General features: G+C 65.6%; 28 protein-coding genes. 17 read left to right on the top strand and 11 right to left on the bottom strand.

What is annotated here, in order from left to right:
• Nucleotides 1-138: 138 nt before the first annotated feature.
• On the top strand, nt 139-888 hold the full coding sequence (locus tag FPZ24_RS04320) for a histidine phosphatase family protein (RefSeq protein WP_146569880.1): 750 nt from the start codon (nt 139-141) through the stop codon (nt 886-888).
• On the top strand, nt 885-1,739 hold the full coding sequence (locus FPZ24_RS04325) for an NAD(P)H-hydrate dehydratase (RefSeq protein ID WP_146569881.1): 855 nt from the start codon (nt 885-887) through the stop codon (nt 1,737-1,739). The genes FPZ24_RS04320 and FPZ24_RS04325 overlap by 4 nt, the downstream gene beginning before the upstream one ends.
• Nucleotides 1,740-1,769: 30 nt before the next feature.
• On the opposite strand, the gene FPZ24_RS04330 is transcribed toward FPZ24_RS04325, so the two are convergent.
• Entirely contained in the window at nt 1,770-2,252 is a 483-nt protein-coding gene (locus tag FPZ24_RS04330) for a DUF4142 domain-containing protein (protein ID WP_146569882.1), read from the bottom strand.
• 216 nt (nt 2,253-2,468) lie between these two features.
• Here FPZ24_RS04330 and FPZ24_RS04335 point away from each other — a divergent pair, with 216 nt between their 5' ends.
• From FPZ24_RS04335 to FPZ24_RS04350, 4 genes are all read left to right on the top strand, one after another.
• The gene (locus FPZ24_RS04335; protein ID WP_146569883.1) at nt 2,469-3,008 is read left to right on the top strand and encodes an SRPBCC family protein; all 540 of its coding nucleotides are present in this window, start codon (nt 2,469-2,471) and stop codon (nt 3,006-3,008) included.
• Nucleotides 3,005-4,192 (top strand): zinc-dependent alcohol dehydrogenase, encoded by a 1,188-nt coding sequence (locus tag FPZ24_RS04340; protein WP_146569884.1) that lies wholly within the window; start codon nt 3,005-3,007, stop codon nt 4,190-4,192. Before FPZ24_RS04335 ends, FPZ24_RS04340 begins: the two co-directional genes overlap by 4 nt.
• Nucleotides 4,193-4,203: 11 nt before the next feature.
• The gene (locus FPZ24_RS04345) at nt 4,204-4,986 is read left to right on the top strand and encodes an SDR family NAD(P)-dependent oxidoreductase (protein WP_146569885.1); all 783 of its coding nucleotides are present in this window, start codon (nt 4,204-4,206) and stop codon (nt 4,984-4,986) included.
• 61 nt (nt 4,987-5,047) lie between these two features.
• On the top strand, nt 5,048-5,830 hold the full coding sequence (locus tag FPZ24_RS04350; protein WP_146569886.1) for an SDR family oxidoreductase: 783 nt from the start codon (nt 5,048-5,050) through the stop codon (nt 5,828-5,830).
• 37 nt (nt 5,831-5,867) lie between these two features.
• Here FPZ24_RS04350 and FPZ24_RS04355 read toward each other — a convergent pair whose 3' ends face one another.
• The 6 genes from FPZ24_RS04355 to FPZ24_RS04380 all read right to left on the bottom strand — a co-directional run bounded on the left by FPZ24_RS04355 (nt 5,868) and on the right by FPZ24_RS04380 (nt 8,338).
• Nucleotides 5,868-6,302 (bottom strand): GFA family protein, encoded by a 435-nt coding sequence (locus FPZ24_RS04355; protein WP_146569887.1) that lies wholly within the window; start codon nt 6,300-6,302, stop codon nt 5,868-5,870.
• A complete protein-coding gene (locus tag FPZ24_RS04360) occupies nt 6,295-6,615 on the bottom strand; it encodes a UvrB/UvrC motif-containing protein (protein WP_146569888.1) in 321 nt (106 codons plus the stop codon). The genes FPZ24_RS04355 and FPZ24_RS04360 overlap by 8 nt, the downstream gene beginning before the upstream one ends.
• Before the next feature lie 101 nt (nt 6,616-6,716).
• The gene (locus FPZ24_RS04365) at nt 6,717-6,935 is read right to left on the bottom strand and encodes a hypothetical protein (protein WP_146569889.1); all 219 of its coding nucleotides are present in this window, start codon (nt 6,933-6,935) and stop codon (nt 6,717-6,719) included.
• Nucleotides 6,932-7,198, bottom strand: coding sequence for a hypothetical protein (locus FPZ24_RS04370; RefSeq protein ID WP_146569890.1), 267 nt, complete (start codon nt 7,196-7,198; stop codon nt 6,932-6,934). Before FPZ24_RS04370 ends, FPZ24_RS04365 begins: the two co-directional genes overlap by 4 nt.
• An 86-nt stretch (nt 7,199-7,284) precedes the next feature.
• On the bottom strand, nt 7,285-7,524 hold the full coding sequence (locus FPZ24_RS04375) for a DUF6894 family protein (protein ID WP_146569891.1): 240 nt from the start codon (nt 7,522-7,524) through the stop codon (nt 7,285-7,287).
• An 88-nt stretch (nt 7,525-7,612) separates the two neighbouring features.
• Nucleotides 7,613-8,338, bottom strand: a complete 726-nt coding sequence (locus tag FPZ24_RS04380) for a Crp/Fnr family transcriptional regulator (RefSeq protein ID WP_146569892.1) — start codon at nt 8,336-8,338, stop codon at nt 7,613-7,615.
• A 276-nt stretch (nt 8,339-8,614) separates the two neighbouring features.
• On the opposite strand from FPZ24_RS04380, the gene FPZ24_RS17725 reads away from it, so the two are divergent.
• Entirely contained in the window at nt 8,615-9,079 is a 465-nt protein-coding gene (locus FPZ24_RS17725) for a DUF3363 domain-containing protein (RefSeq protein ID WP_275669355.1), read from the top strand.
• Between the two features lie 26 nt (nt 9,080-9,105).
• A complete protein-coding gene (locus FPZ24_RS17915; protein ID WP_420853396.1) occupies nt 9,106-9,456 on the top strand; it encodes a DUF3363 domain-containing protein in 351 nt (116 codons plus the stop codon).
• Between the two features lie 21 nt (nt 9,457-9,477).
• On the opposite strand, the gene FPZ24_RS04395 is transcribed toward FPZ24_RS17915, so the two are convergent.
• Nucleotides 9,478-9,654: a DUF3606 domain-containing protein gene (locus FPZ24_RS04395; RefSeq protein ID WP_146569894.1), complete on the bottom strand. Its 177-nt coding sequence runs from the start codon at nt 9,652-9,654 to the stop codon at nt 9,478-9,480.
• Nucleotides 9,655-9,767: 113 nt separating this feature from the next.
• On the opposite strand from FPZ24_RS04395, the gene ligD reads away from it, so the two are divergent.
• Together ligD and xth are read left to right on the top strand one after the other, a co-directional pair.
• Complete coding sequence (gene ligD / locus FPZ24_RS04400) at nt 9,768-11,633, top strand: DNA ligase D (RefSeq protein WP_146569895.1); 1,866 nt, start codon at nt 9,768-9,770, stop codon at nt 11,631-11,633.
• Nucleotides 11,630-12,433, top strand: a complete 804-nt coding sequence (gene xth / locus FPZ24_RS04405; protein ID WP_146569896.1) for an exodeoxyribonuclease III — start codon at nt 11,630-11,632, stop codon at nt 12,431-12,433. Before ligD ends, xth begins: the two co-directional genes overlap by 4 nt.
• On the opposite strand, the gene FPZ24_RS04410 is transcribed toward xth, so the two are convergent.
• Both FPZ24_RS04410 and FPZ24_RS04415 read right to left on the bottom strand, forming a co-directional pair.
• Nucleotides 12,430-12,753: a hypothetical protein gene (locus FPZ24_RS04410; protein ID WP_146569897.1), complete on the bottom strand. Its 324-nt coding sequence runs from the start codon at nt 12,751-12,753 to the stop codon at nt 12,430-12,432. The genes xth and FPZ24_RS04410 overlap by 4 nt on opposite strands.
• 4 nt (nt 12,754-12,757) lie before the next feature.
• The gene (locus FPZ24_RS04415; RefSeq protein ID WP_146569898.1) at nt 12,758-13,021 is read right to left on the bottom strand and encodes a DksA/TraR family C4-type zinc finger protein; all 264 of its coding nucleotides are present in this window, start codon (nt 13,019-13,021) and stop codon (nt 12,758-12,760) included.
• Between the two features lie 214 nt (nt 13,022-13,235).
• On the opposite strand from FPZ24_RS04415, the gene FPZ24_RS04420 reads away from it, so the two are divergent.
• Entirely contained in the window at nt 13,236-14,249 is a 1,014-nt protein-coding gene (locus FPZ24_RS04420; protein WP_240047606.1) for an ATP-dependent DNA ligase, read from the top strand.
• Nucleotides 14,250-14,274: 25 nt separating this feature from the next.
• Here the strand turns inward: FPZ24_RS04420 and FPZ24_RS04425 are convergent, their stop codons facing one another.
• Nucleotides 14,275-14,880, bottom strand: a complete 606-nt coding sequence (locus tag FPZ24_RS04425) for an SOS response-associated peptidase (protein WP_146569900.1) — start codon at nt 14,878-14,880, stop codon at nt 14,275-14,277.
• Between the two features lie 76 nt (nt 14,881-14,956).
• Here FPZ24_RS04425 and FPZ24_RS04430 point away from each other — a divergent pair, with 76 nt between their 5' ends.
• From FPZ24_RS04430 to FPZ24_RS04450, 6 genes are read left to right on the top strand one after another with little or no spacing between them, the layout of a single operon-like run.
• Nucleotides 14,957-15,511 (top strand): SOS response-associated peptidase family protein, encoded by a 555-nt coding sequence (locus tag FPZ24_RS04430; RefSeq protein WP_240047607.1) that lies wholly within the window; start codon nt 14,957-14,959, stop codon nt 15,509-15,511.
• 14 nt (nt 15,512-15,525) lie between these two features.
• Nucleotides 15,526-15,927 (top strand): hypothetical protein, encoded by a 402-nt coding sequence (locus tag FPZ24_RS17495; RefSeq protein ID WP_240047608.1) that lies wholly within the window; start codon nt 15,526-15,528, stop codon nt 15,925-15,927.
• A complete protein-coding gene (locus FPZ24_RS04435) occupies nt 15,924-16,502 on the top strand; it encodes an alpha-ketoglutarate-dependent dioxygenase AlkB (protein WP_240047609.1) in 579 nt (192 codons plus the stop codon). Before FPZ24_RS17495 ends, FPZ24_RS04435 begins: the two co-directional genes overlap by 4 nt.
• Nucleotides 16,503-16,556: 54 nt before the next feature.
• Nucleotides 16,557-17,309 carry an ImuA family protein gene (locus FPZ24_RS04440; RefSeq protein ID WP_240047610.1) on the top strand — a complete coding sequence of 251 codons (753 nt, stop codon included), beginning with the start codon at nt 16,557-16,559 and terminating at the stop codon, nt 17,307-17,309.
• Nucleotides 17,230-18,984 carry a Y-family DNA polymerase gene (locus FPZ24_RS04445; RefSeq protein WP_146569902.1) on the top strand — a complete coding sequence of 585 codons (1,755 nt, stop codon included), beginning with the start codon at nt 17,230-17,232 and terminating at the stop codon, nt 18,982-18,984. The genes FPZ24_RS04440 and FPZ24_RS04445 overlap by 80 nt, the downstream gene beginning before the upstream one ends.
• On the top strand, nt 18,981-19,451 hold the full coding sequence (locus FPZ24_RS04450; RefSeq protein WP_146569903.1) for a DUF3429 family protein: 471 nt from the start codon (nt 18,981-18,983) through the stop codon (nt 19,449-19,451). The genes FPZ24_RS04445 and FPZ24_RS04450 overlap by 4 nt, the downstream gene beginning before the upstream one ends.
• Nucleotides 19,452-19,453 lie beyond the last annotated feature (2 nt).

The raw sequence follows: 19,453 nt of genomic DNA on the forward strand, positions 1-19,453 counted from the left end.
TCGTTCCTGACGAAATGCGGCAGCGGCCCTCGGTGGCAGAGAGACCCGGCCAGCCGGGAACCTTGATGATCGCCGCGCCGTTCCGCCTTGCATGACCCCGACGAAGTGCTTTCGGCATGAGCAAGCGAGAGCGGCTTGATGGCGCGTCGCTGGCCCGAGAATCTGTGGATTGTCCGTCACGGTCAGAGCGCTGGAAATGTTGCGCGTGACGCCGCGGACGAGGCTGCGCTGGACCGGATTGCGATCCACGGGCGCGATGTCGATGTCGCCTTGAGCGCGCTCGGCAAGGAACAGGCCGCGGCGCTGGGCCAATGGTTTGCCCAATCGAGCGATCAGCCGGACGTCGTGTTCGCTTCGCCCTACCAGCGTGCCTTGCAAACCGCGAGCCTCGTGCAGCACGCTGGCGGCATGGAGCAGATACCTGTCGTCGCCGACGAGCGTCTGCGCGAGAAGGAGTTCGGCATCCTCGACGGCTATACGTTGTCAGGGGTGCGGCGCCACTTCCCCGAGCAAGCCGAAATTCGCCACGTGATGGGCAAATTCTACCACCGCCCGCCCGGCGGCGAGAGCTGGTGCGACGTCATCCTGCGGTTGCGGTCGTTGCTCGACACCGTTGTGCTCCATCACGCGGACCGCAACGTGTTGATCGTGGGTCATCAGGTCGTCGTGCTGTGCCTGCGTTACATTCTGGAGGCGATGAGCGAACGGCAAATCCTCGAGATCGATGCCGCCGGCGATGTCGCCAATTGCTCGGTCACCCATTACCGGCGCGACGATAACACGAGCGACCATCTGTCTTTGGTGCGTTACAATTATGTCGTACCCGTCGAGCAGGTGGCGGTCGAAGTGACGCGCGCCCCCGACCCGCCGGTCGCGGCCCGCGGATGACCGAGCTGCTCGATCGCGCCTGGTTCGAACGGCGCTGCCCGCGCAGCGACGGTGGCGGCAAGGACGAGCGGGGCCAGGCTCTTGTCGTCGGAAGTTCTTCGCTGGTACCGGGGGCGATCCTGCTGACCGGCGAGGCCGTGCTGCGATCGGGGGCGGGAAGGGTCCAGCTCGCCACGCTCGCCGAGATCGCGCCCTTGCTCGGCGTGGCGTTCCCGGAAGCTGCGGTTATCGGTCTTCCGTCGCGCGATGGCGAACTGACGGCCGAGGGGATCGACGCGCTCGAGCATGGTTGCGCCCGATGCGATGCCCTGATCGTCGGTCCAGGAATGATCGAGAGCGAGCGTACGCCGGGGTTGGTCGCGGCACTGCTGGCAAAAGGCGGCGATGTCCCTTGCTTGCTCGACGCCGGCGCGATGACGGCGCTTCGGTCGATCGATACCGAACTGCCCGGACGTCTCGTCCTCACGCCGCATCATGGCGAACTGGCCACCCTCATGTCGGCCGACAAGGACGACGTGGCCGGATCGCCAGCAGCATGGGCGAAGCGCGCCGCAATCCGTTTCGGCGCGGTGGTCGTGCTGAAGGCCGCCGAAACGTTCGTTGCCTCGCCGGAAGACCGGCTGGCCCGTTACGTCAGCACCACGCCCGGGCTTGGCACCGCCGGGTCCGGAGACGTGCTCGCGGGATTGATCGGCGGTCTGCTCGCTCGCGGTGCCTCACCGTTCGACGCGGCCGCAATGGGGGTGTGGCTGCACGGCTCGGCTGGCGCTGCGGTCGCCCGGCGACATGGGCCGCTGGGCTTTTTGGCGCGCGACCTTCTCGGCGAGATTCCGGCGCTGCTCCGCGGCTGAGCGGGCGGCGCACGCGCCGCCCGGCCCGCTCTACATTTTCGACAGCATGTCGAGATGCATCTTCACGACCGGCGCTATTTTCGACGCGGCCGTCCGCAGCGGTTTCGCGCCGCCTTCGCGGCCATAGGCTTCCATCAGCACCAGCGCCGACTGATGCGCCGCTTTCTGCTGGTCGATATAGAGTTGGTCGCGCGCCGCCCCGCTTGCTGCCCGCAACGCCGCAAGATTGCGCATCTGCTCGGCATCCAGTTTCGGCGCGGGCACCACGACGCGCGACGCACGCGCGGCGGCCTTGATATCGTTGGTGCTCTTGGTGTGATCGCGGACCATCTCCGCGGCGAACTTTTTCACCGCCGGGTTGGTCGACGTCATCATGAGGCGGCCTTCCTGCCGCTCGAACAGGTCGCTCGCGCCGGCTTTCTTCACGAAATCCTTGGTCGGCGGCGCTGCCATCTGCGCCATCAGTGCGGCCGGCGTCGCCGCGAGCAGCGCCATTCCCCAAACGATTTTCATACGAACCTCCTATCGGGCCATCCGGCGTTGGATGGGATCATCGGACAAGTCCTGCTTTCGGTATTGGTTCCGCGACTCCCAACGTAACCGAACGCATTGGGGACGGTTTGCCGCAGTTCGAAAAATCGCATTAACTTCCGTTAGGTTGGCGGCATCCGGACGGATCGCATGCGGTGAAGCGCGCGTTCGCGTTGCTCAACCGGAAGAGAGATGAACATGGCGACCGACCTCGACGACGCGCCTGCCGTGACGCGCAAGCATATCAAGCCCGATCGCGATCTGACCGCCGCGGCTGTAACGATCAACCGGCCGGCAGCCGACCTGTTCGCTTATTACCGCGACTTCACCAATCTCCCGAGCTTCATGGAGAACGTCGTTCGCATCGACGCGCTCGACGGCGGTCGTTCGCACTGGGTGGTCAAGGCGCCCGGTGGCAAGACCGTGGAATGGGACGCGCGTGTGACGAACGAGGTCGAGGGTGAGGAAATCACCTGGCAATCGGAGGACGGCGCCGAGGTCCCCAATTCGGGTCGCGTCACCTTCCGCGATGCGGGTGCGCGCGGCACCGTGGTCACGGCGACGATCGCCTACCAGCCGCCCGCCGGCACGATCGGCAAGCTGATCGCCAAGATGTTTCAGCGCGAGCCGGCCATCCAGGCGCGGCGTGATCTGCGCCGCTTCAAGCAGTTGATGGAAACCGGCGAGGTCGCGACCCCTGCGATGAACGCCAAGCAATTCGAGGAGATGGGATTGTGAGAGCGCTCGCGTGGCACGGCAAGCACGACGTCCGCGTCGACACCGTCGACGATCCCGGGATCGTCAATCCGCGAGACGCGATCATCAAGGTCACCTCGACCGCGATATGCGGGTCAGACCTGCACCTCTACGATGGCTATATTCCGACGATGCAGTCGGGCGACATCCTTGGCCACGAGTTCATGGGCGAGGTGGTCGAGGTCGGGCCGAAGTCGACGCTCAAGAAAGGCCAGCGCGTCGTCGTGCCGTTCACGATCGCGTGCGGCGCCTGTTATCACTGCGGCAAGCATCAATATTCGGCGTGCGACAACGGCCTGCCTGCCGACAATCAGGACATCGCGCAGGAACTGTACGGCCAGCCGATGTCGGGCCTGTTCGGCTACAGCCACATGACAGGCGGCTATGCCGGCGGTCAGGCCGAATATGTTCGCGTCCCGTTCAGCGACGTCGGGCCGATCATCATTCCCGAGGGCATCGACGACGACAAGGTGCTGTTTCTGTCGGACATCCTGCCGACCGGCTGGATGGCGGCGGAAAACGCCGAGATCGAACCCGGCGATACCGTTGCGGTATGGGGCTGCGGGCCGGTCGGCTTGTTTGCAGTACAGTCCGCGTTCCTGATGGGTGCCGAGCGCGTCATCGCGATCGACCATTTCCCGCACCGGCTCGAGCTGGCGAAGAAATTCGGCGCAGAGACGATCAATTTCGAGGAAAGCGAAACCTATGAGGCGCTGATGCTGATGACCGGCGGGATCGGCCCCGATGCCGTGATCGACGCCGTCGGTCTCGAAGCGCACGGCTTCTTCGTCGACAATGTGATCGACCAGATCAAGGCATCGACCTTCCTGGGCACCGACCGGACGCATTCGATCCGCCAGGCGATCTTCGCGTGCCGCAAGGGCGGCCGGGTGTCGATGCCGGCGGTCTATGGCGGCTTCGTCGACAAGTTCCCGCTCGGCGCGTTCATGGAGAAGGGTTTGACGCTCAAGACCGGCCAGACCCATGTCCAGCACTATATGCCGGGGCTGCTTCAGGCCATCCTCGATGGGAAGATCGATAGCGACTTCCTGATCAGCCACCGCCTGCCGCTCGAGGACGCGCCCAAGGGCTACAAGATGTTCCACGACAACCAGAACGAAGTGACAAAGGTCGTGCTGAAACCCGGCATGACGACGGCAGCTTAAAGGATATCGACATGGCCAACAAACTTGCGATCGTAACCGGTGCCTCGACCGGTATCGGGTTCGAACTGGCGAGCATTGCTGCCAAGGATGGCTACGATTTGATCGTCGTTGCCGACGAAGCGCTGATCGACGCGGCGGCCCGTGATTTCGAGCAATTCGGCACTGATGTTCAATCGGTAGAGGCGGACCTGTCGACGATCACCGGTGTCGACACATTGCTGGCGGCCGCGAGCGGGCGGCAGATCGACTTGCTCTGCGCCAATGCCGGCACCGGTACCGGCGGTGCATTCCTCGATCAGGACGTCGCCACCTGGCGGCATGCCGTCGACACGAACGTGACGGGCACCATCTATCTGGTGCAACGCGTGTTGCGTGACATGGTGGCGCGCGACGACGGCAAGATACTCGTGACCGGGTCGATCGCGGGTTACATTCCCGGCAGCTTCAATGCGGTCTACAATGCGACGAAGGCATTCGTGGACAATTTCACCGAAGCGCTGCGCAACGAGATCAAGGAATCGAAAGGCGTCACGCTGACCACGCTGATGCCGGGGCCGGTCGATACCGAATTTTTCGCGCGGGGCGACATGCTCGACACGCAAGTAGGTCAGGACCCCAACAAGGCTGATCCGGCGGACGTCGCGAAGGACGGCTGGGACGCGATAATGGCGGGCAAGGGTCACATCGTGTCGGGCTGGAAGAACAAGCTGCAGGTCGCCGCCGCGGGTGTTGTGCCGCAGAAAGTGCTGGCCGAACTGCATCGCGGGATGGCCGAGCCTCGGTCGGACGACTGATCGTCATGCCGCTGTCTGGCGCGTGAACCCTCCCGCGTTGCGATCCGAACGGAGGCCTCAGATGTCCGACCTTGCAGACCCACCCGCGAAGAACCTGAGCGATGCCCATACCGCACAACCCGCCTTGACCGGTCGCAAAGCGATCGTCACCGGCGGCACCACCGGAATCGGTCGCGCGATCGCCGTGCTCCTCGCTTCGGAGGCCGTCGACGTGTTCGTCTGCGGACGCGACGAACAGCATCTTAATGATGGGCTCGAGCGGATCCGCGAGGTTGGCAAGGGCGGCGGGATGACGGTCGATCTCGCCGACCCCGACGGTGTCGATCGCTTCGTCAGCGGTGCGAAGGACTATTTCGGCGACTTCGACATCGCGATCATCAACGCGGCAATCCCCGCCAAGGGCTTGACGACCATGACCGCCGACGAGCTGCGTTACGCGATCGCGACCGATTTCACGGCCTATCTGACGACCGCCTATGCGGCGGCCGACGTCATGAAAGACCATGGAGACATCGTTTTCATCGGCTCGGTCGCCGCTCATTTGCTCGGCGCGGGCGGCAGCGTCTATGCGGGCATGAAGGCGGGCGTGGCCGGGTTCGCCGAAGCGGTGCGCAAGGAGCTGGCGCCCAAGGGCATCAAGGTCTGCAACGTCGAGCCGGCCAAGACCGGTGCGGACTTTCAATATCCCGATTTCAGCGCCGAAAAACAGGCGGAGGAAATCCGTAAAGAAACGATGCTGCGCGCCGAAGACATCGCGGTCGGTGTTCATTACGTGCTCACCCAACCGCGTCGCGCGGTCGTCCAGCAAGTCGTGATAGCGCCCCGCGCTCGTGGCGACGAATAGCTCGCCCGCCACCACCGCGGCCCTCCCATCGTCGGCGCTATAATTCGGTCTGGCCGGAAGCTAGGCCACGCGTATTCGGGCGCAAGGCGTCGTAGCGCGGCAGGCCATCGGTGAACGTCGTCCAGCTTGGTGCTTGGCGAGCGAACAGGTGGAAACCGGGCGTGACGGCGTTCGGGTCGTCGAGTGAGCCCACCGCGATGTCGATCTCGTCGGCCTGGTGCCGAACGTGGATCGTGAGCGGCGTGCCGCACGCCGTGCAAAAGGACCGCTCGCCAGTCGGCGTGGAGGCGAAGCGCCCGGCCTTGCCCTCGTCATCGACGATCACAAAGGCGAAGAGCGGCACCGTCGTGAATATCATTCCACCCGACCCTGACAGTCGCTGGCAGAGCCGGCAATGGCACCAACCCGTGTCATACGGTTGATAATCGAGGCGATAGCGTACCGCCCCACACGCACATCCGCCTTCAAGCATTGCTTGTATCCCTAGTCTTTCGACACGCGCTGCCGACTTTGCCGCGCCGCTTTTGGCCTGCCGTCATCGGATCGGGCTTGGGCGGCGGGCGCCAGCCGATGGGCGGTTCGATCCGCGGTTGACTGGTGCCGAGGCCCATCGCGCCGGGCGCAGGGCGGCGCACCCCAGACAGATCGGCGTCTTCGATCGCGTTGTCCTCCGCCCCGCCCCGCAGCAAGGCGATGCGATCGCGGCAATCGGTAGCGCGTTCGAAATCGTTCGCCGCCGCGGCTTCGGCCATTTCTTCCATCAATGCCGCTATGAGATCGCTCATGGTCGCCGGGGAAGCCTTCTTCTCCGTCGTTGCACTTCACCGCTGAGCCGGCCCGATGGGCATGAACGCTACTCGCTCCGTGCGGCCGACCCGGTCATGAGCTACGCGATTTGTTGCAGCCGCAACCGTTCGAACGCCAGCGCGCAGAGCGACCCATCGGGTTCGGCAGCGGTGAGGCAGCGCACTTCGCGCGGACTCAAACCGTAAGCGACCGCGAAGGCCTCGACGGCGCGGTCGCTCGTTTCCGGACGGACTGCGCCGATGCTCCACGGTTCGCTTGCGCTATCGGGATTGACGCGAACCGCCGTGGGCCCGTTCACGCCGACACGGCCTCGTCGATGACGCGCTCGACGGTCGATTGGGCCGCCGCCGGCGTCACGGGGATCGACGAGGTCAACTCGCGTTTCGCCGCCTGGCCCGCCGCCGTCAGTTTGCGCTTGACCGTAGCGTTGAATCGCTCGCCCAGTGGCCGCAACCACCGGCGCTCGGCGCGGAACATCGGCACGATCGCCGCCGCCATTGCGCCGCCGGCCATCGCAGCGGTCGCCAAGGCCAAGGGTCGCGCGTCGGTGCTGATTTTCATCTCTGGATTTCCTTGACCTGAGTAAGCTGGGTTGGGGGGATGTATCGGTTGACGGTGCCGGCCGAGCGGACGAGCCGGGCGTCTCGTCATTCCTGCACCGTGACGACGTCGCCGAACGTAATCGTCGTGACGGTGTCGCCGGCCTCGTTGGCGAGGACGATATGGTGCGAGCGGACCAGGTGACGGTGCCGACGGACCGATTCGGCAGCCTGGATCGCGACTTCCTCTTCGGCGAGCGCGATCGCGGCCGCGTCGTCCGGGCACTCGGTGCCTTCGTCGTCGCTGGTGACTTCGTCGTTGAAGAGATGGAAAAAGTATCGGGCCATGAAATTGCAAATTCTCAGGGTAGGAAATGGTTGCCGCGCACCGCGGACAAGCTGACGGAGGTTAAGCCGAATTCTGTTCGGGTCGCGCTCAGGGCGTGCGGTCGTGATTATCCAGGTAGAGATAGTCGGGCGTGAATTCGGCGAGCCGCGCCAGCTTTGCGAGATCGAGAACGCGGACGCGCTGGCGGGCGATCTCGACCAATCCGATCTCGCGCAACGTACGCAGCGTCCGATTGACGTGGACGCTGGTCAAGCTGCACGCCTCGCCGATCTCCTGTTGGGTTAGCGGCCACTCGAACGCGCCATTATCGACCAGGCCGACTGCGTCGAGCCGCGCATAGGTTTCGCAGATCAAATGCGCGATGCGGCCTTCGGCATCGAGCCGCCCCAACCGGAAGATCCACTCGCGGTGCATGGCGGCGTCGACCAACGTCGAGAACCAGAGCATTCTGCCAAGCGTTGGGTAGCGCTCGATCAGGGCCGTGAGTTTGCCGTGCTGGGCGTAGGAAACTTCACAGTCGCCGATCGTCGCGATGTCATGATCGAGGCGCTTCATCGGATAGCCGTGGAGATCGACGAAATCGCCCGAAGTCTCGATGCTGAGAATCTGGCGATGGCCGTTGGCTCCGTCGAGGAAGCGGCACATGAACCCCTGTAGGAGGAACGTGCTGCGGTCGGTGGTCTCGCCGGCCCGAATGATCGTCGTTCTCTTGGGGATCCGCGCCGGTGGCGACATGATCGCGTCGAGCGCTGCCAGTTCTTCGTCGCTCAACTGTTCGCGGCGGCGATGCCGCAGAAAATCCTCGGTTAGCATAGTCTCAAAGCCTCCGTTGGCGAACAAACGTCGGCAACGGCAAGTCGTTCAGTCCAATCGCGAAGGGTCCGAACGCGCCGACATTGTCCGTTACATGCAGCGCGGATGTGCCGGTCGCGCGATTGACCGGTCGCCGGCAGAGCTGGCGATCTTCAATCCGCTCACGGCCGGCGACCCGGCGCTGACGGGCCCGCTGATCGAGCGTGGCCTCCGCCTAACAAACATGGGGACCGTCACTATCTGCCGATTGAAGGCATCGACGGGCGCGGATATTATTTGGCGATTGGCAAAGGCGAGAATGTCGAGGCGATCCCCGATGGCGCGATCGTGCGGATCGATGCAAGCGAGGACGGAGCGCGCGGCGTCGATCGCACCGTCGCTTCCGTCGCCGAGGCGAATGGCGGGCGCTACAATGTGGAACCGCATTTGCATCACGATCCGAGCGCCAACGAAGCCTTCGCTCAGACCCATGTTCGCCAGCTGGACGCGATGCGCCGCCTCATCGGCACGTCGACCCGCAAAGCCTCAGGGCAGTGGGTGATTTTTCGAACGACCATTCGGCCGACGCGCAACCCTATGAGGCGCGGCGCGCGCGCGACCGTCGTGGCCTTCGAAATCCTGTCGGTGCAACTGCTCGCCACGCTGCCCGACGCGGATGCCGAAACCTGGCTCGACCACCGGCTGCTATCGCCCGACAGCGCGGCCGTTCGCGCAGCCCGGTTCGGCGCCGACCTCCGCTAAGCGCAAGAGCGGCGCGCCGTTGGCTCATCGCGCAAGCTCTCGCTGCCGGGGAAGCGGGACGCGCGACCTATGTGGCAGGGATGGTAGCGGCGCTACGGCAGCGGGGATTGCGCAGGGTTACAGCGCAGGTGTCGCATGAGCTCGGATTCCACTTCTCGGAAGCGGAGGGCGGCGATTATGTGGAGGGCGTTCTCCGGCCCCGCCTCGACCTCCTGAGCGGACGTTTCGCGGCGATCGAAAAGTCACGCGAGTTTACCCTCGTCCCGTGGCGGACGATCTTCGATCGCCAGGTCGGCAAATCGGTATCGGGAATCTTGTGGGGCGACGGCGGAAGTTGGTCGGTCGGGCGCGGACGCGGCGGGCCCGCGATTTCGTGACCGACCGGCCCGGCGAGAAGATCAGCGTTTGAGATATTTTTCTACCGCCTCGGCGCCGTTGCCGACGGCGTCGACCGCTTGCTGCAGACGGTCGCGGCTGACACCGAACCTGTCGGTCCAATAAGAGACTTCATAGTTTTCGCCCATTGCGATGCGCGAAGCATCCTGCGGCGCGCGCCGGGTCTTGTTGTCGGACATAATCGATCTCCTTCTGTCCACGCTCCTACGTCTCCAACGCACCTGATTCCATCGAGTTTCGCGCGCCCGAGCCGGGGAGGGAACGATCAGACCGCGAGGTGAGTCTTGGAGAGATGGCAGCGCGAACGAAATCCCCCCGCGAGCAGGCACCGCCAAGGCAACGCATTGGCGGTCCGCCCCCGTTCAGGCCCGTGCAGCTGGCACAATTGGCGAGCGCGGTGCCGACCGGTGACCGCTGGATTCACGAAATGAAATATGACGGCTACCGCACGTTGCTGGCGATCGGCGTCGGCGAGGCGCGGGCCTATACGCGCTCCGGGCTCGACTGGTCCGACCGCTTCGGCGGCATCCTCGCTGCTGCGCTCAAGCTCAAGGTGAAATCCGCGCTGATCGATGGCGAAGCCGTTGTCCTCGATGCCGATGGTCGCTCCAGCTTTCAGGCGCTGCAGAATGCGCTCAAGGGCGACCAGGACAACATCGACTATTTTGCCTTTGACCTGCTCGAGCTGAATGGCGAAGACTTGACCGGTTTGCCGCTTCTCGAACGCAAGTTGCGGCTGCGCGCGATCATGCCGGCGAACGCGACGCGGCTGCGGTATTCCGAGCACATCGTCGGAAGTGGCGAAAAGCTGCTCGATCAATTCTGCGCGGCGGACCTCGAGGGCGTCATCTCGAAGCTCGCGACGGGACGCTATAGCGGCTCGCGATCCGGCGGGTGGATCAAGACCAAATGCATTCGCCGACAGGAGTTCGTGATTGTCGGCTGGACGCCAAGCGACAAGTCCCGCCTGTTTCGCTCGTTGATCCTCGGTGTGAACGAGGATGGCCGGCTGCGTTACGCCGGAAAGGTCGGGACCGGTTTCACCACCGACGAATTGTTCCGCCTGATGGAAAAGATGCGGCCGCTCGCGCAGAAGGATGCGACGGTAGAAGCGCCGCGCGCCGAGGTACGGGGAGCGCACTGGCTCAAGCCTCGTCTCGTCGCCGAGATCGCGTTCACCGAGATGACCAACGAGGGTACGTTGCGGCATCCGAGCTATCTCGGCTTGCGCGAGGACAAGAAGCCCGAAGCCGTGGTGGTCGAGGCCGAGGCGCCGCCGCCTGCGGCGGGCGGCGGGTCGGGTGTAAAGATCAGCAACCGCGACCGCGTCCTGTATCCCGAGGGCGGGATTACGAAAGGACAACTCGCCGATCATTACGAGGCCGTGGCCGAGATCATGTTGCCGTGGTGCGGTTCGCGCCCGATCAGCCTGGTACGCTGTCCCCAGGGCCGCGCCAAGAAGTGCTTCTTCCAGAAGCACGATGCGGGCAGCTTCGGTGACGCGGTGCGCCATGTCGGGATCGCCGAAAAAGACGGTCACGAGGAGCCCTACCTCTATGTCGACACGCCGCAGGGTCTGATGACCTGCGTCCAGATGGGCACGATCGAATTCCACGGCTGGGGCGCGCGCATCGAGGATGTCGAGAAGGCCGATCGGCTGGTGTTCGACCTGGACCCTGATGTCGGGCTCGATTTCGAGGCAGTGCGTAGCGCCGCCTTCACGTTTCGCGATATCTTGAAGTCGATCGGTTTGGAGACGTTTCCGATGGTTACCGGCGGCAAGGGCGTCCACGTCATCGCTCCCCTGACGCCGCGCGCCGAATGGCCCGAGGTAAAGGATTTTGCGCTCCGCCTGGCCCTGGCGGTGGCACAGAGCGATCCCGCCAATTTTACCGCCGCCTTGCCCAAGGTGCAGCGCAAGGGTCGTATCTTCGTCGACTATCTGCGCAATCAGCGCGGGGCGACCGCGGTGATGCCGTACAGCGTGCGCTCGCGCGAAGGCGCGCCGGTCGCGGCACCGATCAGCTGGAAGGAAATGGAGACGATCGACACCCCCGCGCACTGGCATGTCGGCGACGCGCCGGCCTTGATCGAGCGCGCCATGTCCAAAGCGCTGGCTGGCTGGGGGCTTGCCAGCCAGGCATTGCCCGACCTGTGAAGATCGCAACCTATAACGTGAACGGGGTCAACGGCCGACTACCGGTGCTCCTGCGCTGGCTAGCGGAACGTCAGCCCGACGTGGTGGTGCTGCAGGAACTGAAGGCTCCGCAGGAGAAGTTTCCCGAAGTCGCCATTCGCGACGCCGGCTACGACGCGATCTGGCACGGCCAGAAGAGTTGGAACGGGGTCGCGATGCTCAGTCGCGTCGGCGCAATCCACGAGACGCGCCGCGGTTTGCCCGGCGATCCCGACGCAACGCAAAGCCGTTACATCGAGGCGGCGGTCAATGGCGTCCTGATCGGCGGCTTGTACCTGCCCAACGGCAATCCTCGGCCGGGTCCCAAGTTCGAATATAAGCTCGCCTGGTTCGAGCGGCTGATAGAGCATGCAGCCGGGCTGCTCGACAGTAAGCTACCCGTCATGCTCGCCGGCGACTTCAATGTCATGCCGACCGATCTCGACGTCTATAAGCCCGAGCGCTGGCTCGACGACGCCTTGTTCGCACCTGAAGTGCGTGCGGCGTTCGCGCGGCTCATCGCGCAGGGGTGGACCGACGCGCTGCGCGCGCTGCATCCTGACGAAACGATCTACACATTCTGGGACTATTTTCGGAACGCCTTCGCTCGCAACGCTGGTCTGCGCATCGATCATCTGCTGCTCAGCCCGGCGCTGGCGAAGCGCTTGCGTGCCGCCGACGTCGACCGCGACGTCCGCAGCTGGGAGAAGACGAGCGATCATGCGCCCGTCTGGATCGAGTTGGCGGATGACGCGAAACCGTCACGCCGCCGCAAAGCCTAGTCGCTCGCTGTCCTGGCGGCGAACCACTCGGCGTAGGGCGTCGTCCGCGCCATGTGGCGGTTGAAATCGGGCGCACCATCGTCCCACCAGACCGGACCGCGCTCGCCAAGCGCGCGCTTGGCCGCATCGACCGCCGCGTGAGCGGCAGCCTCGGCTGCATCATCGCCGTTGCGCCTGGCATGACCGACCGCCCGACGTGCTGTCATCAGCGCGCCGACAAACCGTTCGCGTTCGCTATCGTCGAGGGCTGGATTGGCCATCCGCCACAAGCGGCCGCGCACGACAAAATATCGGCCATCCGGGGTGACAGGATAGCGCATAGCGTCAGCGCAGCTGGCTGTCCTTGCTGCCGCGGCGGTTGATGCCGGCGGTGCGGATCGAGGCATCGCGAATATTCTGGCAGGCAACGCAGGTTCGCGTGCCCGGCAGTGCCCGGCGGCGGCGCTCGGGGATATCGTCGCCACAGTCCTCGCATTCGATTGAACCGTCGCCCCGCGGCATCATTTCCCGCGCGCGCAACACCGCGTCGGCAACCGTATCGTCGATCTGGTCTTGAACAGCGCCGTCGGGCGCCCAGCCGTTCGCCATCGTCCTATCTCCTGAAGGTGAGATGGGAAATCAGCGGCGCTGATCAAGATGTTGATTATGCTACGGATCGGGCCTGGCCAAATCCGCGACCCGCGCGCGATGCGCTGCGCCGGGGCCATTGTCGGTCGCTCGCCTGAAAGGGTTTATGTCTGCGGTCGGGCACTGCGCAAGGCACCGCCCGGGAACATGGCGAGCCGTCTCCGGTTGAAACGTTGTGACCGAAACCGCGCCCGCACCAATGGAGGCCAAGCTCGTCGATACCCTCCCGACGGAAGCCGGCTGGCAGTTCGAGCCCAAATGGGACGGGTTTCGCGCGATCGCGGTCCGCGACGGCGCGGACATCGCCATCTGGTCCAAGTCCGGAAAGCGCCTCGACCGATACTTTCCCGAGCTAGTGGCAATGCTTGGCGCGCTCAGGTCGCGGCGGTTCGCCGTCGATGGCGAAATCATCCTGCCGCGCGGCGACATCTTGTCGTTCGATGCACTGCAGGCGCGGCTCCATCCTGCCGCCAGCCGGATCGCGAGGCTTGCCAAGGAGACGCCCGCGCAATTGATGGCGTTCGACATTCTCGCGCTGGACAGCGAGGTCCTCGCCGATCGGCCGCTTTCGGAGCGTCGCCTTGCCCTTGAGCGCTTTTATCGTGCCAATCACGTTAGCGGCCTGCTGTTGTCGCCGAAGAGCGAGGCTGTCGCCGACGCGCAAGCCTGGCTGGCGGCGAGCGGCGGCGCGCTCGATGGCGTCGTCGCCAAGCGTCTCGCCGACCCGTATCGCGGAGGCGAGCGCGCCATGCTCAAGAAAAAGCAGCTGCGCACGGCCGATTGCGTCGTCGGCGGATTTCGTCGCCACGCGGGCGGCAGCGGTGTCGCCTCGTTATTGCTCGGTCTTTACGACGACAGCGGGAAACTCAACCATGTCGGTTTTACCAGCGCGATCGCCGCCGCGGAGCGGGGCCGGCTGGCGGATCGACTGACGCCCCTGATCGCTGCGCCAGGCTTTACGGGCAAGGCGCCGGGCGGCCCGAGCCGATGGAATTCGGGAAAAGAGAGTTCGTGGGAATCGTTGCGGCCCGAGTTGGTGGTCGAAGTGATCTACGACCAGGTCACCGGCGATCGATTCCGCCACGGCACGCGCCTCCTGCGCTGGCGACCGGATAAGGCACCGGCACAATGCACGATGGATCAGCTTGTATACGAGCTACGGCCCGCCGAACTCGATGCCGTCATCTGAGGTGTTTCCCTAGTCCGATCGCGGCTCAACGGTGAACTTGCCTAATGTCGAGACTGCCCGCAGGCAACGGCCGCAGCACGTCGCGCGCCGGCGTCGTCGGCTCGAGCCAGCGGGCCCAATCCCGGCGCGGCAACACCACGATCTGGCGATCGTGATACGGGGCGATATCGGGCCCCGGCTCGGTGGTCAGCAACGTGAAGGCTTCGCCCACAATAGGGTCGGTGCGCCAGATGCCCGCGATGCAAAACCAGCGATGGTCCTTCAGCGTGAACAGCCATTTATCCTTGAGCCGCTTCTTCGGTGCGCCCTCGACAGGCTCGGGATCGGTAAATTCGTAAAAGCCGTCGGCGAGGATCAGGCAGCGGTTGCCACCGAACGCGCGATCATCCGACCGAAAGTTGTACACGGGCTTGCCGCGGCTCCCGGGCCAGCTCCAGCGTCGCTGCACCAAGGCGTGCGGCCATGCGGGATCGACCGCGGCGCGAACGATGGGCGCGGTGTCGGTGATCCTGATATCCTCGCGCGCCTCAAGGTTGGGCACACCCTCGGGAAAGTCGATCTTGATTTTGAGATCGCTGAAATCGCCCGCAATCGTGTCGAGATCGACGGTCAGACGATAATCGTTGCACATCGTGGCGGGCCCTTATCGGCAGGGCTTTGGCATCGTGCGCTGTTCCTGCTATGTTCTATGTCGCGAGTCGCCGCGAATGCCGATCTTAGAGGTGGCGGTTGCGGCAAGGAAGATGGTGATGGCGAACAGGACAACGCACGCCGACCGGATCGGCGAACCGGGCGCGGTGGTGCGCTATGGCCGCGACGGGACGCTGGAGATGGTCAATCTGATCTGGGGGCTCGAGCCGGCATGGCCCGAGGAACGCCCGTTCGAAGTTGTCCGCTCGGAAGGCCGCGCTTTTCCCGGCAACCGTTGTGTGGTGCCCGCGTCCCTGTTCTTTCACAACCGACGGCGGCGGCGGTACCGGTTCAGCCGGGTCGACGACGATCATTTCTATCTCGCCGGAATCTGGCGTCCGGCGACACCGCGCTGGCCCAGCGCTTATGCGGTGCTGTCCGTCGACGCCGGCGAAGATGTGCGGCCCTATGCCGATCGCCAGATGGTTGTGTTGCCGCGCGGCATGCAGATGGACTGGCTTGATCACCGGGTACCGGAAACCGATATTTTGCGAGCACTCCCGGCGCACACGTTCCGGGCCGAGCTATGGGATGATGGCGACGTCCCAAGCCAGGCCGAGCTCGCGCTCTAGGTAAAGGATTTCACATGACGGAGGTCGAGACGATCCGCGCGGCGGAGGATGGCCGGTCGCCGTTCGCCACCGAGCTGGCCACATTGAACGGCGTGTCGGTGTCGATGGATCTGCTGGCCACCGCGCGGATGGTATTGGGCGACCTGGCCGATGATCTGCGGTGGGACACGGTCGCCCGGCACGAGGCCTTGGCGGCCGGGCTGGAGGTTACGCCAAGCACGATCGATGTGGTCGATGCTCGATTGCTGGCCTTGCGCAAATGGGAAGATCTGTACGATCCCGATCGCTTGCGGTCGCAGCGTCACTTGATGGAGGCGGCAGCGCTCGCGCCGTTGATCGAGACCGATCACGGTATCGGGTTCGAGGACGCCGCGTTCCGCGAACTGGCCGATTTCGTGGCGGAACTGCCCTGGTGACGGCGCCGGTCGGCGATCTTTTCGGTACGCCCGTCGTTGCCGGCTTTGCGAGCGCGCCGGACTTTCTCACGGTGGCCGAGGAGCGCGAACTCATTGCGCGCATCGACGCGACCGCGCTTGAGCCCTTCAAGTTTCAGCGCTGGCTGGGCAAGCGGCTGACCACATCGTTCGGGTCGCGCTACGATTTCGAGCGCGGACGCATGGCGGACGCGCCGCCACTACCCGATTGGCTGGCGCCGTTTCGCGCTCGGGCAGCAGGATTTGCGGGGCTCGAGGCGGGCGAGCTCATGCAGGCGTTGCTCATTCGCTACGACCCGGGCGCCGGGATCGGCTGGCATCGCGACCGGCCGGTGTACGAGCATGTCGTCGGCATCTCGCTCGGCGAACCGGCGGTATTGCGGCTGCGACGGCGCAAGCCGGGCGGTTTCGACCGGGCCGAAGCGGCGCTCGAGCCACGGGCGATCTATCACCTGTCGGGCGAGGTGCGGCATGAGTGGGAGCACAGCATCGTCGAGATGGCGCGGCCGCGCTGGTCGATCACGTTCCGCTCGCTGGCGGCGCGTCAACCCGCTTGACGAATCTTTCGCGCGCGCGGAACATAAAGGGAACAAGTGATTCTATGATTCTCGATGGAAAAATGTTCTCGCCCCGATCCGCTTAGCGCGCTGCGTCGTCAGATAGCGACGCTCGACGCACCCGCGCGACCGAGCGGCGCGATTCCGTTCGCGCTCGATGTGATCGATACGCGACTGGCCGATGGCGGGTTGGCGGTGGGCGCGCTCCACGAAATGACGCCCGCGGCACCCGCCTTGGCCGAGGATGCCGCGACGACGCTGTTCATTTCCGGCGCGGCGGCGCGGGCAGGGCCGGGGCCGGTCCTATGGGTGTTGACCAAGTTCGACCTCTACGCTCCCGGGGTCGAACAGGCCGGTCTCGGCCCCGACCGCTTGATGTTCGCGCAGGCGCGCGACGATCGCGAACTGCTGGCCGTGATGGAAGATGCGCTGCGACACGGCGGGCTGGCGGCGGTCGTCGGTGAGGTCCGGCGCGCGGACATGACCGCGACGCGGCGGCTCCAGCTCGCCGCGAGCGACGGGCGAACGCCCGCTTTGCTGATGCGCCGGTGGCGCAAACTCGGCACGTCGCCGCTCAACGAGCCGTCCGCGGCGACCACACGCTGGCGGATCGCCTGCGCATCGTCGGTGCCGCTCGGGGTTCCAGGGGTCGGTCGCGCGTGCTGGTCGGTCGAGCTTGTCCGCCAGCGCAACGGCAATCCTTTTTCTCTCATCGTGGAGGGCTGCGATGCGCAGGGTCGCCTCGGTCTTCCTGCCACAGCTGCCGATCGAGCGGCTGCGGCGGGACACCGCGCACAAGCCGCCTGAAACGGTCGCTTCATTCGAGCCTCCGGTCGATGACGATCCCGGCGCCTGCTCGGTGCCGCGGGGTGGTCATTGGCGGCCCGGCGCACGGTGGGCGCAGCCGACGCCGCGGGCCGCGCACCGGCTGCCGCCGCATCGCGAAATGGGCCGGCGGTCGGAAGCCGCCACGCATCCGTTCCGCACGATGCAAGCCGACGATGGTGCGCGGCGCGGCGGAGCCTTGCCGGAGGTCGATGGTGGCGTCGGCTTGTTGGTGCTGGCTTACCGGCAAGGCCAGCGGGAGATCGTCTACGCCGCGAACGGCGAGGCGCTGGCGGCCGGGCTGACGCCGGGCCTGCCAGTGACGCAGGCGCGTGCCTTGTTTGCCGGTCTCGAGGTGCTGCCCGCGAACCTGGAAGCCGATCGGGCTGTACTGGACAGGCTGGCGATTCATGCGGTGCGGCACTGGACGCCGATCGCGGCGGTTGCGTCTCCCGACAGTCTCGTCCTCGACGTGAGCGGAACGACGCATCTGTTCGGCGGGGAAAAACGGTTTGCTCGCCGGCTTGTCGCCTTTCTGCACCGCATCGGTCTCACTGCCTGCGTCGCGATCGCGGACACGGCGGGGGCAGCGCATGCCCTGGCGCGATTTTCCGGTCGGACGGTGACGATCGCGCCGCCGGGTGGAACGACCGAGGCGATCGCGCCGCTGCCGATCGCCGCGCTCAGGTTCGATGAGCCCGCGCTCGTCGCCGCGAAGCGGTTCGGATTCGAGCACGTCGTCGATCTCTTGCCGTTGCCGCGCGGACCGCTCGCACGACGACTGAGCCGCGCCGCCATCGAGCGGCTCGATCAGGCGATCGGTCGTGTCGCCGAGCCGATCGAGAGCGTCGTGCCGTTCGAGGCGCCGGCCGCCGAACGTCGGCTCCTCGAGCCGATCGGCACGCCCGAAGCGATCGGCCAGGTGATGAGCGATCTGGCGGGCGACCTTGCGAGGGAACTCAGGACGCAAGGGCTGGGGGCGCGGCAGGTCGTGCTCAGGCTGGTGCGGATCGACGGAACCGAACAGGAGGTAGTCGTCGGGCTGGCGCGGGCGACGCGCGATCCGCGGCATCTCGCGCGACTGCTGCAGCTTCGGCTCGAACAGATTGCGCCCGGCATGGGTATCGAAGGTGGCAGGCTCGTCGCGGCGCGCGCCGAGCCGCTCGGGGCGGAAGCCCTTGGCGCGATGCTCGCCGGCGAAGACGCGGCCAGCGATATGGCGCCCCTTATGGACCAGCTGGCGGGACGCATCGGTCATCGCGCGTTGTTCAAGACGTCGTTGATCGAGAGCGATGTCCCCGAGCGGGCGGTGGCGCAGGTGCCGCCCCTTTCGCAACCCGTCGGCTGGCCGGCGTGGCGGCGGCCGGCGCGCCTGTTGCACCGGCCGGAGCCGCTTGCTGCGGTCATCGCGTTGCTGCCCGACCAGCCGCCGCGCCGTTTTGCGTGGCGCGGTACCGTGCACGACGTGGTGGCCGGCGATGGGCCGGAGCGCATTCATGGCGAATGGTGGCGGCGCGACGGCGAAGTCTGGGCCGTGCGCGACTATTACCGCGTCGAAGACAAGGAAGGGCGCCGGTTCTGGGTGTTCCGGCGCGGCGACGGTGTCGAACCCGAGACCGGGGACTTGAGTTGGTGGATGCATGGAGCATTCGGATGACCCAACGCGACCCTGCACGCATACCCGCGACGAGCCTGATATTCGGCTACGGCCCGATGCTGCCTTTGGTGGCGGCCGCGATCGCGGCGTGGTGGCTGCCGCCGCCATGGCCCGATCTCGCGACCGACCTGGCCATTATCTGGGCTGCCTCTCTGCTCGTCTTCGTCGGCGGCGTCCGGCGCGGGTTCGGATTTGGCATGCCCGGGGCTTCGACGCGCGTGGCGACCATCGCCATGCTGCTCTATTTCGTGCCGGGCACGGTTGCGCTGGTGCTCGATGCCTTCGGGCAAATTGCGGCCGGGCTCGGGTTCACCATAACGGGTTTTGTGCTGGTCGGGCTGCTCGACCCGCGGGCCGCTCGGTACGGACAGGCGCCGGCTCATTTCGCCCGGTTGCGCCCGCCGCAAATGGCGCTCGGCGCGTGCTGCCTGGCGGCGTTGCTCGCGCGCCTGCTGGCGGCGGGCTGACC

This window comes from Sphingomonas panacisoli (assembly GCF_007859635.1).
Classification (GTDB): Bacteria; Pseudomonadota; Alphaproteobacteria; order Sphingomonadales; family Sphingomonadaceae; genus Sphingomonas; species Sphingomonas panacisoli.